General features: G+C 71.7%; 11 protein-coding genes. 5 read left to right on the top strand and 6 right to left on the bottom strand.

Going from position 1 to position 13,891, the window contains the following annotated elements; all coding sequences use genetic code 11:
* Positions 1-11: 11 nt before the first annotated feature.
* A complete protein-coding gene (ssuE, locus tag ASC99_RS15955) occupies positions 12-566 on the bottom strand; it encodes an NADPH-dependent FMN reductase (RefSeq protein WP_057232544.1) in 555 nt (184 codons plus the stop codon).
* A 322-nt stretch (positions 567-888) separates the two neighbouring features.
* Between ssuE and ASC99_RS15950 the strand changes: the two genes are divergently transcribed.
* Together ASC99_RS15950 and ASC99_RS15945 are read left to right on the top strand one after the other, a co-directional pair.
* Positions 889-2,262, top strand: coding sequence for an LCP family protein (locus tag ASC99_RS15950; RefSeq protein WP_057232543.1), 1,374 nt, complete (start codon positions 889-891; stop codon positions 2,260-2,262).
* 87 nt (positions 2,263-2,349) lie between these two features.
* Complete coding sequence (locus ASC99_RS15945) at positions 2,350-3,414, top strand: LCP family protein (RefSeq protein ID WP_082598365.1); 1,065 nt, start codon at positions 2,350-2,352, stop codon at positions 3,412-3,414.
* 2 nt (positions 3,415-3,416) lie between these two features.
* On the opposite strand, the gene ASC99_RS38585 is transcribed toward ASC99_RS15945, so the two are convergent.
* Positions 3,417-4,010 (bottom strand): hypothetical protein, encoded by a 594-nt coding sequence (locus ASC99_RS38585; RefSeq protein WP_057232542.1) that lies wholly within the window; start codon positions 4,008-4,010, stop codon positions 3,417-3,419.
* Between the two features lie 150 nt (positions 4,011-4,160).
* On the opposite strand from ASC99_RS38585, the gene ASC99_RS15935 reads away from it, so the two are divergent.
* A complete protein-coding gene (locus ASC99_RS15935) occupies positions 4,161-4,634 on the top strand; it encodes a hypothetical protein (RefSeq protein WP_057232541.1) in 474 nt (157 codons plus the stop codon).
* A gap of 2 nt (positions 4,635-4,636) precedes the next feature.
* Here ASC99_RS15935 and ASC99_RS15930 read toward each other — a convergent pair whose 3' ends face one another.
* Positions 4,637-5,788: an acyl-CoA dehydrogenase family protein gene (locus ASC99_RS15930; RefSeq protein WP_057232539.1), complete on the bottom strand. Its 1,152-nt coding sequence runs from the start codon at positions 5,786-5,788 to the stop codon at positions 4,637-4,639.
* Between the two features lie 81 nt (positions 5,789-5,869).
* Positions 5,870-7,336 carry a hypothetical protein gene (locus tag ASC99_RS37250; protein WP_057241068.1) on the bottom strand — a complete coding sequence of 489 codons (1,467 nt, stop codon included), beginning with the start codon at positions 7,334-7,336 and terminating at the stop codon, positions 5,870-5,872.
* A 133-nt stretch (positions 7,337-7,469) separates the two neighbouring features.
* Between ASC99_RS37250 and ASC99_RS15920 the strand changes: the two genes are divergently transcribed.
* A complete protein-coding gene (locus ASC99_RS15920; protein WP_157531565.1) occupies positions 7,470-11,507 on the top strand; it encodes a DEAD/DEAH box helicase in 4,038 nt (1,345 codons plus the stop codon).
* Between the two features lie 8 nt (positions 11,508-11,515).
* On the opposite strand, the gene ASC99_RS15915 is transcribed toward ASC99_RS15920, so the two are convergent.
* A complete protein-coding gene (locus tag ASC99_RS15915) occupies positions 11,516-12,139 on the bottom strand; it encodes a TetR/AcrR family transcriptional regulator C-terminal domain-containing protein (RefSeq protein WP_057232536.1) in 624 nt (207 codons plus the stop codon).
* A 163-nt stretch (positions 12,140-12,302) separates the two neighbouring features.
* Between ASC99_RS15915 and ASC99_RS15910 the strand changes: the two genes are divergently transcribed.
* Positions 12,303-12,929 (top strand): HAD family acid phosphatase, encoded by a 627-nt coding sequence (locus tag ASC99_RS15910; protein WP_057232535.1) that lies wholly within the window; start codon positions 12,303-12,305, stop codon positions 12,927-12,929.
* A 45-nt stretch (positions 12,930-12,974) separates the two neighbouring features.
* Here ASC99_RS15910 and ASC99_RS15905 read toward each other — a convergent pair whose 3' ends face one another.
* On the bottom strand, positions 12,975-13,748 hold the full coding sequence (locus ASC99_RS15905) for a DUF2278 family protein (RefSeq protein WP_057232534.1): 774 nt from the start codon (positions 13,746-13,748) through the stop codon (positions 12,975-12,977).
* Positions 13,749-13,891: the final 143 nt, after the last annotated feature.

Here is a 13,891-nt window from a genome sequence, read left to right as displayed (position 1 = left end):
CGTCTCAGGGGTCAGCCGATCAGTACCGGCTCGCCCTGCCGGACCAGCGCGGTCGCGAAGGCGTCCACCACCGGCGTGAGCTGGGCCTCGGCCTCCCGCTCGATCAGCGTCGAGCCGTCCTCCCGGGTGCTGATGTGACGGTCCAGCACGAACCAGCCCTGGGTGATGTGCCCGGCCCCCATCGAGGAGAGCACCGGGCGCAGCGCGTAGTCCACCGCCAGCACGTGCGCGGTCGAGCCGCCGGTGGCCAGCGGCAGCACCGTCTTTCCGGCGAGCGCGTACTGCGGCAGCACGTCCAGCAGGGTCTTCAGCAGTCCCGAGTACGCGGCCTTGTAGACCGGGGTGCCGATCACCACGCCGTCCGCCTCGGCGAACAGCTCGATGGCGCGGGCGAGTCGGGGGTCGCTGGTGTCGGCGGAGAGCAGCGCGGCCGGCGGCAGGCTGCGCACCTCCAGCGGGATCACCCGGTGGCCGTGCCCGGTCAGCCGGGCGTCGACGTGGCGTAGCAGGCGGGTGGTGCGGGAGGTGGCGGAGGGCGAGCCGGAAACGGACAGGACGGTGGCCATGAGGCACCCCAGGGGTGTGGAAGCGGGCAGGGCTGACCGCGCGACGGTGCGCGAGAAAGGGGAGGGAGCAGAGGTGGCGAGCGGTCAGCCACTACAGAGGGAGCAGGACACGCGCAGCAGGTCGACGTGCCGCCTCCGCGTGAGAATCCGTTGCTGCTCCATGGCCGTCATGGGACCACGCGGCGTTCGAACGGGTCAAGGTTCGTTCCACCCCGTGAACATACGGCCGACCGGTCCGGGACGTGCATCAACTCTGCTACAAGGGCCCTGGTGGGAGACCCCACTGCACTGCGCGGCCGCGGTTTCGGGCATCCTCTCCCACATGAACACGTGGCAGGAGGACCGCCCGGGCGGCGGTAGTGGCGGCGGCGCGTACGGGTCGTACGGCTCCGAGGGCGGGCCGAACCCGTACCGGGACGAGCCCCCGCTGCCGCCCGGGCTGAACCCGCGCGGCCCCGGCGCTCCGGCGCCCCGCCGCCCGGCCGCGCCCCCGCAGGCGCCGGCGGCTCCGGTCGCACAGCCCGTACCGGCGCAGGCCAACGGCCCTCAGCCGGGCCTGCCGCCGGAGCTCAACCCCCGTGGCCCGGGCGCCCCGCTGCGTACCCCCGGCGCACCGATACCGCCCGGTCCGCCGCAGCCGCCCACCGCTCCGCCCGGCGCACCGCCTGCCGCACCGCCTGCCGCACCGCGCCCGGGCAACGCGCGCTGGCCGCGCAGCCGGAAGATCAAGTACGGCATCTACGGCACGCTGGCGGCGCTGATGGTGACCGCCGTCGGCACCTACTTCTGGGCCGGTTCCCAGCTCAACCACGAGAACGTGCTGGTCTCGTACGACGGCAGACCGGCCGCCGGGAAGGGCACCAACTGGCTGATCGTCGGCTCGGACAGCCGGCAGGGTCTGTCCGATGCCGACGAGGATGCGCTGCACACCGGCTCCGCCGTGGGCAAGCGCAGCGACTCGATGATGCTGCTGCACATCGGGGACAACGGGAACACCCTGATGAGCATCCCGCGCGACTCCTGGGTGCAGATCCCGGCGCACCCCAACACGAACGGGAGCGGCAAGACCGTCCCGGCCGCCACCACGAAGATCAACGCGGCCTTCAACACCGGCGGCGGCAAGCTGCTGGTGCAGACCGTCGAGCACAACACCGGTATCCGGATCGACCACTACGCCGAGATCGGCTTCGCCGGTTTCGTCGGCATCGTGGACTCGGTCGGCGGCGTGGACATGTGCATCGACAAGCCGATCGCCGACAAGGACTCGGGGCTCAACCTCAAGGCGGGCTGCCAGTCGCTGAGCGGCAAGGAGTCGCTGGCCTTCGTCCGGCAGCGGCACCAGATGGCCGACCAGGACCTGGGCCGGATGCGCAACCAGCAGAAGTTCCTCTCCGCGCTGGCCAACCAGGCCGCCTCGCCGGGCACCCTGCTGAACCCGTTCACCTTCTACCCGATGGTCAGCTCGGGCCTGGGCACCCTGATCGTGGACGACGACGCCGGGCTCAGCGACCTCGGCTCGCTCTTCCTGGCGATGCGCTCGGTCTCCGGCGGCGAGGGGAAGTCGATGACCGTGCCGATCGCCAACCCCGACTTCCGTACCCCCACCGGCGAGTCCGCGGTGAAGTGGGACACCGCCAAGGCCAAGCAGGTCTTCGACGCCTTCAAGAGCGACAGTGCGGTGCCCGACGTGAAGTAGCGTCAGATCTGAGCAATCGTCAGACCTGTTCCCCCGGACGGCCCACACGGGGCGGCCGTCCGGGCGCCGCTCGCCCACTCTGGAAGCATGAGCAGCACTGGCCGGTCCGGCGGCACCCCGGGGACGTACGGCTCCGAACCCCCGCTGCCACCCTCGCTGAACCCGCGCGGGGCCCCGGCCGCCAAGCCGCCCGGGCGGCGCCGGAACTGGTGGCGGGTCGTCCGCTGGACCGTCGGGCTGCTGGTGCTGGCCCTGGTCGGTGGCGCGGTCGGCACCTACGTCTGGGCCGACCGGAAGATCCGGCACGTGGACGCGATCGCCGACTGGTCCGGCCGCCCGGGTGACGGGCCCGGCACCAACTGGCTGCTGGTCGGCTCGGACAGCCGGGCCGGGCTGACCGAGCAGCAGGAGCAGGACCTGCACGTCGGCGGCGAGTCGGGGATCAACACCGACACCGTCATGGTGCTGCACCGGGGCGACAACGGCCCGGTGCTGATGAGCATCCCGCGCGACAGCTACGTGCCGATCCCGGGGCACGGCAAGAACAAGATCAACGCGGCCTACGCCCAGGGCGGCCCGCAGCTGCTGGTGCAGACCGTGGAGCAGAACACCGGCATCCGGATCGACCACTACGTCGAGGTCGGATTCACCGGCATCGTGAGCATCGTCGACTCCCTCGGCGGCGTGTCCATGTGCCTGGACGAGCCGGTGGTCGACGCGAAGTCGGGCGCGGACCTGCCGGCCGGCTGCCAGACCCTGAACGGCACCCAGGCCCTCCAACTGGTCCGCACCCGCTACTCGCTGCCCGACTCCGACCTGAGCCGGATCGCCAACCAGCAGGCCTTCCTGCAGGCGCTGGCCGAGGAGGTGCTCAGCCCGTCCACCCTGCTCAACCCGTTCGTCCTGTACCCGTTCCTGAGCGCCGCCCTCGGTGCCATGACGGTGGACCAGGGCAGCTCGCTCTGGACGCTGGCGCAGTTCGGGCTGCAGATGGACAAGGTGGCGGGCTCCGACGGCCGGACCGTCACGGTGCCGATCGCCGACGAGAACTACCAGACCCCGGCCGGGTCCTCGATCCTCTGGGCCCCGAACGCCTCCAAGCAGCTGTTCGAGCAGATCCAGAACGACCGGCCGGTGCCCGCACCGTCCTGAGCTCAGGGGCGGAACATCTGGTGGATCGTGCTGATCTTGCCGGCCGAGTCCACCGTGACGGCGAACTGGTTGCCGTAGCAGTTGTACGGCGGCTGCACCGCGGTCCGGTTCGTCAGGCAGAGCTCCGCACGGGCCATGAAGTCGTTCAGCGGGAGCTGCTTCTCCTTCAGGTCGGCGAGCACGTAGGTCTTGACGTCATTGCTGAACTCGAACACCTTCACCGCCCCGGTCCCCTCGAAGTAGCTCTCCCCCGGGACGTCCGGGCCGCAGACGAACTTGGTCTCCTTGGCCTTCATCCAGACATGCGTGGCGTACCCGACCTCGGCGGCCTCGATCACCCGGCCGACCTGGGCCGCGTTGGCCTTGCAGTCCGCCGGGGTGGCACCCGCTTTGGTCGCGCTCTTCGAGGCCGCCGGAGCGGAGGGCTTCGCGGAGGCGGTGGGCGTGGCGGTGGCACTGGCGGTCGCGGTGGCGGTGGCGGTGGCGGTCAGCGAGGGCACGGTGGCGGGTGCCGCCTCCTTCGGCCCGCAGGCGGTCAGGCCCAGCACGGCGATGGCGAGGACGGCGGTGGCGACGGGCAGGCGGCGAGCGTTCATGGCAGGTTCCCCCGATACGAAAGACAAGGTCAACCCTGCACACGTAGCGCCGGCCCTGCCGGGTTACCGCCCACGCCCCGCTGTGACAGCACCAGGACATTTTCGCGCCACTGACCCACCGTCAGTGCCGGAGGCGTCACACTGTGCAGCATGTCGCTGGTGACCGCACTCATCTACCGCCGCCGCAGCCGCCTGTTGGGCCGCCTGGTGCAGGAGGCCCTCGCGCTGTACGGGATGGAGGTGCCGGCCGCCGCCGAGATCGGGCCGGGCCTGCGGGTCTTCCACCGCGGCTTCGGCACCGTGCTGCACCCGTACACCACCCTCGGCGCCGACGTCACCCTCTACAACGGCGTCACCATCGGCCGGGCCGACCCGTGGGTGCCGCAGGAGCAGAGCGCGATGCGCCGGGTCGTGCTGGAGGACGGCGTGCTGGTCTGCGCGGGCGCCAAGATCGTCTGCAAGAGCGGCGTCCTCACCGTCGGCGCGGGCACCATCGTCGGCGCCAACGCCGTCCTCACCACCTCCACCGGCCCGAACGAGATCTGGGCCGGCATCCCGGCCCGCCGGATCGGGATGCGCGAGGACCCCGCCGGTCACACCGACGGGGTCCTGTACGGCAGCTGACGCTACGGGAGGTTGCGGGACATCACGATGCGCTGGATCTGGTTGGTGCCCTCGTAGATCTGGGTGATCTTGGCGTCGCGCATCATCCGCTCCAGCGGGTAGTCACGGGTGTAGCCGTAACCRCCGAGCAGCTGGACGGCGTCGACGGTGATCTCCATCGCGGCGTCGGAGGCGAAGCACTTGGCGGCGGCACCGAAGAACGTCAGGTCGGCGTCGGTGCGCTGGGACTTGGCGGCGGCGGCGTAGGTGAGCTGGCGGGCCGCCTCCAGCTTCATCGCCATGTCGGCGAGCATGAACTGCACRCCCTGGAAGTCGCCGATCGGCTTGCCGAACTGCTTRCGCTCCTGGACGTAGCCCTTGGCGTAGTCCAGCGCGCCCTGGGCGATGCCCACCGCCTGCGCGGCGATGGTGACCCGRGTGTGGTCCAGGGTCTTCATCGCGGTGGCGAAGCCGGTGCCCTCCGCGCCGATCATCCGGYYCGCCGGGATCCGGACRTTGTCGAAGTAGACCTCGCGGGTCGGCGAGCCCTTGATGCCGAGCTTCTTCTCCGGCGCGCCGAACGAGACGCCCGCATCGCCCTTCTCCACCACGAACGCCGAGATGCCCTTCGTGCGCAGCTCCGGGTCGGTGACGGCGAGCACCGTGTAGAACTCCGAGACACCCGCGTTGGTGATCCAGCGCTTCACGCCGTTGAGSACCCAGAAGTCACCGTCGCGCACCGCGCGGGTCTTCATSCCCGCCGCGTCCGAACCSGCGTCCGGCTCGGAGAGGCAGTACGAGAACATGCCCTCGCCGCGGGCCAGCGCGCCCAGGTACTTCGCCTTCAGCTCCTCCGAGCCGGACAGCTGCACCGGCAGYGAACCCAGCTTGTTGACSGCCGGGATCAGCGAGGACGAGGCGCACACCCGCGCGATCTCCTCGATCACGATSACGGTCGCCAGCGCGTCCGCACCCGCACCGCCGTACACCTCCGGCACGTGCACCGCRTGCAGGTCGTTGGCCTGSAGCGCGTCCAGCGCCTCCTGCGGGAACCGGCCCTGCTCGTCCACCTCCGCCGCGAACGGAGCGATCTTCGCCTCCGCCAGCGACCGCACCGCCTCCCGGAGCATCTCGTGCTCCTCGGAAAGCCGGAAGAGATCGAACACCTTGTCCATGGCGCGGCGCTCCAGAGCGATAGGGAACCAAGTTCCCCTAATAGACCACACTCTGTGCCATCTCGGCCAGCCCCGGGCCGGTCAGTGCAGCTCCACGCCGAGTTCACGCGCCAGCCCGGCGGCCTGCTCGGGCGTGGCGAAGACGAAATAGGTCTCGTAGACGCCGTTCGGCTGCCGCACGAAGTCGACCATGTGGAACCGGCGCGGGTCGGTGCCGGGATCGGGATCGACGTGGCCGATGAACTCCACGATCGCCAGGTGGTCGAGGTACTCGTCCGACTGGTGCTCGGTCGGCTGGGTCACCAGGACGCCGTTGCGGGCGAACTCCAGGACCTCGTCGTACTCCTCGTCCGCGCGCAGCCGGACGTCGGTGATGCTCACCGCGCCGTCGGTGAGTTCTGCGGCCGCCGCCAGGATGCCCGCGTAGCTCTCCTCGAGATCGTCGACGTCGTCCGCGTGGGCCGAGATCGCCACCCCGAACGCCTGGAGCGCGTCAGCCACCTCGTTCGGCGGCAGGTCGTTGTGCGCGAAGTCGGCGTAGTCCGTCAGGACGCTGTCCACCTTCTCCCGGGAGACCATGTCCAGCCGCTGGAGCAGCGCCCCCACGTGAGCGTACGAGGTGGGCCGGAACCAGGACAGCAGGTCCCGCAGGCTGTCCTTCCGCTCCCCGTCGAACAGTTCGCGCAGACAGACCGACGGGACCGCCGCGCCGCCGCCCCGTTTCGCCGGCTGGTCCACGAACGGCACCCCGGTCCACCCACTCTCCAGTGACGAGCCGGGCGCCGGGACGTACTGCCACACCGCCCCCCTGTTCCGCCGGATGACCTCGCCCAGGTACCAGCCGGCGCCCTGGACGAACGGTTCCTCCCGCGCGGCGTCGAACTCCTGTGCCGTGGCGAACCGTTGGCGCAGCACGGTCTCCAGCCAGTCCAGGGTCTCGGGGTGGAGGTTCCACCGCCACGCCCCACCGAACGCGTCCCCGGCCCAGGCGGAGAGGGCCTCCCGCCGCTCGGCCAGCCAGGCTGTCAGTGCAGGGTGCTCCGGCAGCGGCACGCCGGGGTCCACCCCCGGCGTGTGCTCCTTGACCGGCTCCCAGCCCGGCACCTCGTGCCGCCGCTCCGCAACGGCCTGCCGCAGCCGCTCGACCTCCTCGGCGAAGGCCGTCCCGGTGCGGACCCGGAGGGCGTACGAGATCAGCAACATCGGTGCGACGGGCGAGAGTTCCAGCTCCTGGTCCGGCCGGACCACCGGCTGCCCCGGCCGCTCGCCGACCGGCCGGGTGTGCCAGCCCCAGGCGCCGCCCGCGACACCGAGCAGGACCTCGCCGAGATAGGCCGTCGCGGCCTCGGTCAACTCCCGGTGCTGCTCGGCGTCGTGCCGCTCCAACAGCTGCCGCTCCAGGGCGTCCAGCGACCCGGGGGAGTAGTCGAAGGTGATGGCTCCGGGAAGCAACACCTGCTCCAGGAGCAGCAGTTGGTGCGGCAGGTCGCCGATCCACCGCTCCAGCAGATCCTGCGGCGAGTTCACGGGCTGCGTCTCAGGGGTCATCCGGACACCGTAAGGGGGTGGCCCGACACTTCCGGTCGGTGCACTGCCGGTCTGATGGTCCGGTAGATTCGCCGGGCGCATCTGATCGGCACACGAAGCGGCTGCGGGCCGCACGTTCGACACGGGGGCAGTGGTGCGGACCGCAAGTGGCGAGAGCCGGAGGCAGCAGGCCCTGCTGGAGTGCTGGCGGGCCATCGAACTGTTCAGCCCGCCCACCATCCCGAAGGCGTCGCGCGCCCGGGCGGCCCGGGCCGGGGCCGCCACCGAGCAGGTCTGCGACCTGACCCCGGCCGCCGGCCGGAGTCGGCCGCTGCTGCCGTGGGCGGAGACGAACCCGGTGACCGCCGCACACCGGGCGCCGCGCGGGATGATGTGGCGCCACGAGGTGTACGGCGGGATCTTCGAGCTGGAGCAGCTGCGTCAGGCCATGATCGCGGTGCTGCCGGAGGGCACGGACCCGGATCCTGGAGTGCCGGCCGAGGAACTGGTGCTGAACGGGCAGAGCGCCATGTTCGCCCTGGTCCTGGACGAGCGCGGGCACCTGATCGAGGACACCTCGGTGGTGTCCGCGTGCGCTTGGGCGACGGGCCGCCTCTTCGATCCGGGACCCTCCACGCCCGGCTGGCTGGACGGCTTCGAGGAGCTGAGCGAGGCGTTCGCGCTGGCCGTCGACGAGTTGACCGCGATCCCGATCGCCTACGGCGTCCCCACGGGGGGCGCCGAGCCCGGCGTCCGCCCGTCCGTGGGTGACCGGCAGCCGGCGGCGGAACAGGGTGCGGACGGTGCGTCCGCAGCGGCGGGCTGGCAGCAGCTGCTCGCCGAGATCCTCGGCGGAGCCGCCGTCGGCGCGGTCGGCGCCCTGTTCGGTGAGGTGGCCGGTGCCGCCCTGCAGGGAGCAGCCGAACCGCTGATTCGCCGCGCAGCCGACTGGGCGGCAGCCCGCCGCGCCGCCCGGGACGACCAGCCGGCCATGGCGCCGCCCGGCATCCCACCGGAACCCGGAGACCGGCCGACCGTCGAGCAGCCCGGCGACCAGGGGCCCGGTGCCGGACCTCGCCCCCTGGCGTTCGCCGACCTGGTGGCGCTGACCGCCCAGATCGCCGACCTGTGCGGCGTCCAGCGCCACCTCGACCCGACCACCATCCGGGTCCGCAGTCTGCTGGTTCACCGGCCCAAGGACCCCAAGGCGCAGGTCACCGCTGCGCAGCCGTTCCTCAACAGCCTTCTCCCGCCGGACCTGGCCCGCGTCCGTGGAGCACTCGGCGAGGGTCTGGGCCCTGCCCTGGACTCCTATCTGACCTCGTACGACGCCATCGACACGGCCCGGCGCACGAACCTCCGAGAGGAACGTGCCGTGGTGCTGGCCGGTGTCGGCCCCGCGCTGGTGCCCGCCGGACGGTGGCCGGCCAAGGCCGAGCACCCGCTGGCGCTCAGTCAGCAGTTCGCGGTGAACCGGATGCTCGCCGACCTCGACGGCGGCCGGGGTGGACTGTTCTCCGTCAACGGCCCGCCCGGGACCGGAAAGACCACGATGCTGCGGGACCTGGTCGCCGCGCTGGTGGTCGAACGGGCCACCGTGCTGGCCGACTTCGACCGGCCGGAGGACGCGTTCACCGGTCGCCCGTGGGTGGGCAGGGACCGGCAGGGCGCCCACCCTCGGTTCGTCTCGGCGCTCGATCCGAGACTGACCGGCTTCGAGATCGTGGTCACCTCCTCCAACAACGGCGCGGTCGAGAACATCACCGCCGAACTGCCGGGCGCCGACGCGCTCGCCGCCACCTGGCGCACCGACGCCGACCACTTCGCCGACCTCGCCTCCGCCCTGCTCAAGGGCGCACCGGCCTGGGGCCTGGTGGCGGCGGTGCTCGGGAACAAGTCCAACCGCAGGGAGTTCGGGGATCGCTTCTGGTGGGGCCGGCTGCCCGACAAGGAGACCGCCGTCCGCGCGGCTGCCGGGTCGGCGCCGCTGCGCGGTATGCAGGCCGTGCTGAGCGACTGGATCCCACCCCGGATCCCGGCGGCGGCCGGCGCCGCGCGCGGCCGCCGAACTTCCGCCGCCCCCACGGTGGTCGGCACGGCTCCGCCGTCCGGACCGGTCGGATCGGTCGAGGCGGTGCCGTCCTGGCCGCAGGCCGTCGCCGCGTTCCGCGCGGCGCGGGCCGAGGTCGAGCGCCTGCGCACCCGGCGTACCGAACTGGCCGCAGCGCTGGCGGATGTGGAGTCGCCGCGCGCCGGGCAGCAGGTGGAGGCGCTGCGGGCCGCGGTCCAGCGCTGCGGCGAACGGGTCGCTGCCGCGGAGATCCGGCTGCGCTCGACCGTGGCCGCCACCGCCTCGGCCGGTGCGGTGACCGCAACCACGCAGGCAGCGCACCGCGCCGTGGGTGAGCGGGTCCCGTTGGCCCGCCAGGCGCTGGCCGCCGCCCGCGCGGACCTCTCCGTGGCACGTGAACTGGCCGGTCAGCAGCGGGAGTTGGTGGACGCTGCGACCGCCCGCCACGAGGCGCCCGCAGTCGTCGAGAACGGCCTGCGCGGCGGGCTGCGCCGGTTCCTGCAGACCGCCGCCGAACGGCAGGCGGCCGAGCAGCAGCGCGAGCGCTCCCAGGACGAGATCCTGCGGATGCTGGTCGGGTACCGCGCCGAGCTGGCCGCCGCGCTCGCCGACGTCGCCCGCCGGGTCCGGACGGAGGCCCTGGCCATCGACCTGCACGGGCAGTGCGTCACGGCTTTGGCCGACGTCGCCGCCGACCTCGCCACCGCGCGCTCCCGGGAGGAGGCCGCCCGCGCCCAGGAGACCGCAGCGCACTCCGCCCTGCTCCGGAGCCGCCGCGAGGAGGACGCCGCCCGACGTGCCGTCGACGCGGCCGTCACCGAGCTGAACAGCCGTCAGCGCCTGCTGCGCGAGGCCGCCACCGAACTTCCGGCCCTCCCGCTCGACTGGCTGCACCTGGACGAACGCGACCAGGAACTCGGCTCGCCCTGGTCGGACGAGGACTGGAACACGGCCCGCAGCGACCTGTTCATGCGCGCGCTCGACCTGCACCGCGCGTTCGTCGCCGGAGCCGCCAAGAAGGTGCGCGGCAACCTCCAGGTCCTGATGGAGCTGATGGCGGGCAGCAACGGGCCGGTACCCGACGAAGAGGTCCAACGGGCCTGGCAGACCCTCTTCCTGCTGGTCCCGGTCATCTCCACCACCTTCTCCTCCATCGGCAGCATGTTCGCCCGTCTCGGCCGCGAGTCGATCGGCTGGGTCCTCGTCGACGAAGCCGGCCAGGCCACCCCGCAGGCCGCCGTCGGAGCACTGTGGCGCGCCCGCCGGGCCGTCCTGGTCGGGGATCCCCTGCAACTCGAACCGGTCGTCACCATGCCCGCCGCTCTGCAGCACCGCCTGCTGCGCGCACACGGAGTCGACGAGGAGTGGCTGCCCTCCGCCACCTCCGCCCAGGCCGTCGCCGACCGGGTCAACCGCTACGGCACCTACCTGCCCGCACCCGGCGGTGGCGGCGACGAGTACGTCTGGGTCGGCTCACCGCTTCGTGTCCACCGCCGCTGCCAGGAACCGATGTTCACCGTCAGCAACGAAGTCGCGTACGACGGCCTGATGGTCTACGGCACCCACCCACAGCCGTTCCCCGACGCCGAACGCGACGGACTGCTGCCCAGCCGCTGGCTCGACACCGAGGACGCCGCCCGCCCGTCCGACGCGCCTTGGGGCGACCGGGACCGCGGCGCCTTCGGGTTCGTCCTCGACCAGCTCGACCGCCAGGGGGTCGACCTCGAACGCCTGCGGATCATCGCTCCGTTCCGCGCCCTCGTCGCCGAGGCCAGAAGCATCTGCCGCACCCGGGGCGGCTGGACCGACACCCTCCTGGACGAACGCTGCGCCACCGTCCACAAGGCGCAGGGCAAGGAAGCGGACGTGGTCATCCTGCTCCTCGGTGGCGGGCGGCCCGGAGCACGGGAGTGGGCTGCCCGCACCCCGCACCTGCTCAACGTCGCCGCCAGTCGTGCCAAGCGCCGCCTCTACGTCATCGGCGAACGCCGGCTGTGGGCACCGCTGCTGCACTTCGATGTGCTGGCCACCGAACTCGAGGTGTTCGACCACCGCCGCGACGGCGACACCTGGCCACCCCGGCCATCGGATCCGGACCAGGAGGACGATCAGCGACCGTGACCTCCGGGTCAGGTGCCGTGACGGCCCTGGATGTCGTTCAGGGTCTCCTGGAAGCTGCGGATCAGGGCGGCGAGGCCGGTTTCGAAGGCCTGCTCGCGGAAGTCGGACGGGGCGTTGAGCAGCGGTTCGAGCCCGGGCGGCAGGGTTTCGGGCGTCCAGCTCGCGGCGTGCGGGCGGTCGAGGTGGAGCGCCGAGCCGATCAGGAGGTACTCGACGGCCTGGACGACCGGGAGCACGAGCTCCTCCGGCCAGCCGGCCTCCCGCAGTACGGCGAACGTGCAGGCGTAACCCTGCAGGGCGGCGACGGACCGGGTCGGCCGGCCGGCCAGCAGCGGCACCATGTTCGGGTGGGCGGCGAGTGCGGAGCGGTACGAGCGGGCCCAGCTGTCCAGGGCGGCGGTCCACGGGCGGACGGTCGGGTCGAGGTCCATCTCGGCCACGATCAGGTCGCCGATGCCGTCGATGATCTCGTCCCGGCTGGAGACGTGGTTGTAGAGCGACGGTCCCTTGACGCCCAGTCGGGCGGCGATCCGGGTGGCGGCGAGTGAGCTGGTGCCCTCCTCGTCGACCAGTGCGAGCGCGGCTCGCATGATCCGGTCCCGGGTCAGCAGTGGCCGTGGCGGCCTGCCCATCTGAATTCGTCCTCTCGCCTGCTTCTTGTTACCCCCGGGTATTGGTCGACGGTGTCAACTAGTGTACGTTCTCGCCCAGGTAAAACTACGGACTCTAGTTTTAGGCCGGTGCGGGCGCGGTCTGTGACTGACGGTCCATCAGACGAAAGGCCACGTCCCCGATATGAGTACCAGGGTAAAGATCGTTGCCGCCGCGGCCCTGACGGCCGCGATCTCCACCGGCCTCGCCGTCCCGGCGGTTGCCGCCCCCGCGACCGCCATCCCGGCACAGGTCCCGGCCACCACCCCGGCGATCGGCGCTGCGGTGACCGAGGCGCAGTGGCTGGCCGATGTCAGCGCCGCGATCGCGCCGGCCCGCGCGTACGTCGAACAGCGCACGGAGCGGTCCACGGGCGAGAAGCCCGCGATCGTGTTCGACATCGACAACACCACCCTCGCCACGCACTTCCACCCGTTCACGATGCCGGGCATGGCGCCGGTCGTGGAGCTGGCGCAGTACGCACACGCGCACGGGGTCGCGGTCATCTTCGTCACCGCGAGGGTGGACTTCATCGCGCCGGTCACCCGGTACAGCCTGGAGAAGGCCGGCTACACCGTGGACGAGCTGCGCGGGCGCGACCTGTGCGACCTCTTCAAGCCGGTCCAGCAGTACAAGACCGAGCAGCGGATCAAGGTCGAGGGCGAGGGCTACACGGTCATCGCCAGCGTCGGCAACAACTGGACCGACCTGAACGGCGGCCACGCCGAGCAGACCTTCAAGCTGCCGGACTACGACGGCCTGCTCTCCTGACCCCACTCGTCCGGTCACGTAGCGGGGCCGCGGCGCTGCGCTCGGTCAGCGGGGGTGCCCGGCCGTGTCGGTGTTGAGGCTCTGGGTGTTGAACTTGATCTGCCAGACCACGACTTGGCCGTCGGGGCGCTCGCAGATCACCGCGCCGTCCTGCCAGGTGCCGTTGGTGAGGTACCACTGGCTGCCCGGCGGGTCGCCCTGGTTGAGGTGGACGTCGTGCACGCCCAGGCCGGTGGTGAAGCTCTGGCCGAACACGTAGATCCGGGAGGCGGCCTCGAGGTGCGGGACCAGCACGTCCAGGGCGTTGTCGCCGTCGCTGGAGACCCAGGGGAAGAACCGCAGGTGCGGCCGGAGCCAGTCGAGCCGTTCGACGCCGGTGATCCGGCGGCGCAGCCGTAGCGTCAACTCGGCCAGGCTGTCGGCCAGATCGGGGCCGAACATCGGGCTGCCGGGTGGGTGCGGGGCGATCACCCGGTGGGCCCGTACGGTCGCGGCGGAGAGCCACTCGAACCAGAGGCGGTTGCGCAGCAGCGGGCTGCGGACGTAGTCGAGGGCCCCGGAGGTGGGCGTGGACAGGAGTGGGTGGAAGCCGTCCGGGCGGACCCGGAGGGCGGCGATGTCGGCGCTGCGCAGGTCGTCCACGAGCCGGTAGCTGACCCCCACGCTGCCGGGCGCGTCCACGTCGAGCGCGGACTGGTAGACGCCGACGGGGGTCTGCAGGAACAGGTGCCCGTGGTACCACTGGCCGAAGTCGTGTATCGGGTCGCGGGTGAAGTCGTGCAAGCTACCGATCGCGACCCCGTAGTTCGGAAGAGCCATACCTCCACTGTCCGCCCCACCCGGCCGACCCGCAGGGGGAGCGAGGAATTCCGCATACGTTCGGACTGGCATACTGAATGATCGTCAGTTCACGAGCGACATGTTCCGGGGGCGGGGCCGATGGCGATGACGGGGATCAGGCG

It is taken from the genome of Kitasatospora sp. Root107 (assembly GCF_001424875.1).
GTDB lineage: Bacteria > Actinomycetota > Actinomycetes > Streptomycetales > Streptomycetaceae > Kitasatospora.
This window is presented reverse-complemented; position numbering and strand designations above follow the sequence as displayed.